Annotated in this window: 2 protein-coding genes; one reads left to right on the forward strand and one right to left on the reverse strand. The window is 54.1% G+C overall.

What is annotated here, in order from left to right; all coding sequences use genetic code 11:
* Positions 1–188: 188 nt before the first annotated feature.
* A complete protein-coding gene (locus AD928_RS00310; protein ID WP_062247353.1) occupies positions 189–767 on the reverse strand; it encodes a recombinase family protein in 579 nt (192 codons plus the stop codon).
* An 80-nt stretch (positions 768–847) separates the two neighbouring features.
* Here AD928_RS00310 and AD928_RS00315 point away from each other — a divergent pair, with 80 nt between their 5' ends.
* Entirely contained in the window at positions 848–1,825 is a 978-nt protein-coding gene (locus AD928_RS00315; RefSeq protein ID WP_062247355.1) for a site-specific integrase, read from the forward strand.
* Positions 1,826–2,153 lie beyond the last annotated feature (328 nt).

A 2,153-nucleotide genomic window follows, 5' to 3' on the forward strand; every position in this document is an offset into this window, starting at 1 on the left:
TTCAGACAAAATGTGAGAAATCCGCGCAGAGTGGTTTTCCCAGCCCCACCCTTCTGGCTGATAATCGCTATCGTTGGCATGTGAACGTCCTTACATGACCGCATGTTTGCATGTGGTCATACGCGATAACCTACTAGACCGGCAATAGAGAACGACAGAAAGCAACCCATATTCAACGGTCGATAAACTCACCTTTCCCTCTGCACAATGGCAGCAACAGTGTTCTTGCTGATTCCTAGATCGCGGGCGATCCATCGATAACTCCGCTTTTCAGCCACCAACGCCAGAACCTTCGGAGCCAGACGGTCAGACTTCGGCCGCTCTCCTTTCTGTCGGCCGAGAACCTTCCCGCGCGCCCTGGCGGCGGCCAGACCAGACTTCACCCGCTCGCTGATCAGATCCCGTTCGAACTCAGCAATCCCGGCCAGAACCGTCGCCAGCATTCGTCCATGTGGCGTAGCCAGGTCGAACGTCATTCCCGTTATGGCGATCAGGGAAACACGATAGCTCTCCAGCTCCTGAAGCGTGGAGATGAGATCAATAGTCGAGCGCCCCCAGCGGGACAGCTCCGTCACCAGAATGGCGTCAATTTCACGGGCCTGGGCCAATGCCATGACCTTTCGACGCTCGGCTCGGTCCACTCGAACGCCAGAGCCGGTCTCCATGAAAACGTCCAGCACTTCATAGCCCGCACGTTCAGCAAACCGCTTCAGCTCGTCCTTCTGGCGATCACAGGCGGCGTGGATGAAAATCCCTCCAGCCCCCAAATCTGTCCGGTAATTGTGATTCCCGGACAGTTTGAAACGGGATAGGCTTGCACAAATTCCAATAGCATCAGGTTTGCAGCATGCCGTCTTCTCTTCCTGCCATACGCTCTGATGATGAGAGTGGTCTGGCACTCTGGCATGAAAGCCTACACCATGCGCAGCATTACGCAGCCGCCGCACGTGCACCTTCTACGCGTCGCGCCTATGCCGCAGACTGGAAAGCTTTCCAGGTCTGGTGTTCCGAACGGGACATCAACGCATTGCCTGCAGATCCTCGTCATGTGGCACTTTTCCTTTCTGATGAAGCGGTTCGCGGTCTGGCACCTGCATCCATCGGCCGTCGTCTGGCTTCAATCGGACTGGCGCATCGTCAGGCTGGGTTCCTGTCACCACAACAGAGTGAACATGGCGGTATTCTCCTGGAAGTCCTCGCAGGAATACGTCGTTCGTGGAGGAAATTACCCTCCCGCAAGGTTGCGGCTGATGCCGATATCTTGAGAGACTTACTACGTGCCACACCAGGAAATGATCTCAAAGCTATTCGTGATCGTGCCATCCTGGGTTTCGGTATGGCTGGAGCTTTCCGTCGTTCTGAATTGGCCTCACTCAGAATGGAAGATATCACGCGTGATCCACGAGGGGTACGGGTACGCTTTAGTATGAGTAAAACCGATCAGGAAGGTTCTGGTACGGTGATCGCAATACCCGAGGGCCAACGTATTCGCCCCATCGCGCTGCTGGATGCGTGGTTACGCGCGTCAGACATTCAAGAAGGGTTTATCTTTCGTGGTGTTGTTTCCAATAAAGCGACCGTGATGCGCATTAGTGATCGCGGCATTGCACGTGTGGTACAGAGGGCTGCCAAAGCTGCAGGATATGACCCTGCTCGTTTTGGCGGACATTCACTCCGTGCTGGCTTCGTGACCGCAGCGGCACGCGCTGGGGCTTCCATCTTTCGCATGAAAGATGTTTCCCGTCATAAATCCACTGATGTCTTGGCGACCTACATTCGTGAAGAACAAATTTTCCATCACCATGCAGGAGATGGTTTTTTGTAATATGAAGGAAACGATAGCCTGATTCTTCTCCGCACTTTGGAGGATACCCAACGCATACCATGTCTCAGCGCCATCACGTCACACACGGGCGGGAAAAATGCTGAATGTCAGGAATGAGGTCTGTTTTTGCTATCATTTTCGAAGGAGGCTCCCTTCGAAAATGACGCACCAAAGAAGAGTAGAGACTCCTTGCTGTCAGAGGTGGTCCCCATTTTTCGGACAGGGCGATAAGCTATCATCTGGCCTGAACGAGGACGGGTTTTATGGGCAAGGTTACGCGGAAACGGTATGCGGCAGAGTTCAAGTCACGGGTTGCGCTGGAGGCGAT

The sequence above is a fragment of the Acetobacter cerevisiae genome, from assembly GCF_001580535.1.
Classification (GTDB): domain Bacteria; phylum Pseudomonadota; class Alphaproteobacteria; order Acetobacterales; family Acetobacteraceae; genus Acetobacter; species Acetobacter cerevisiae.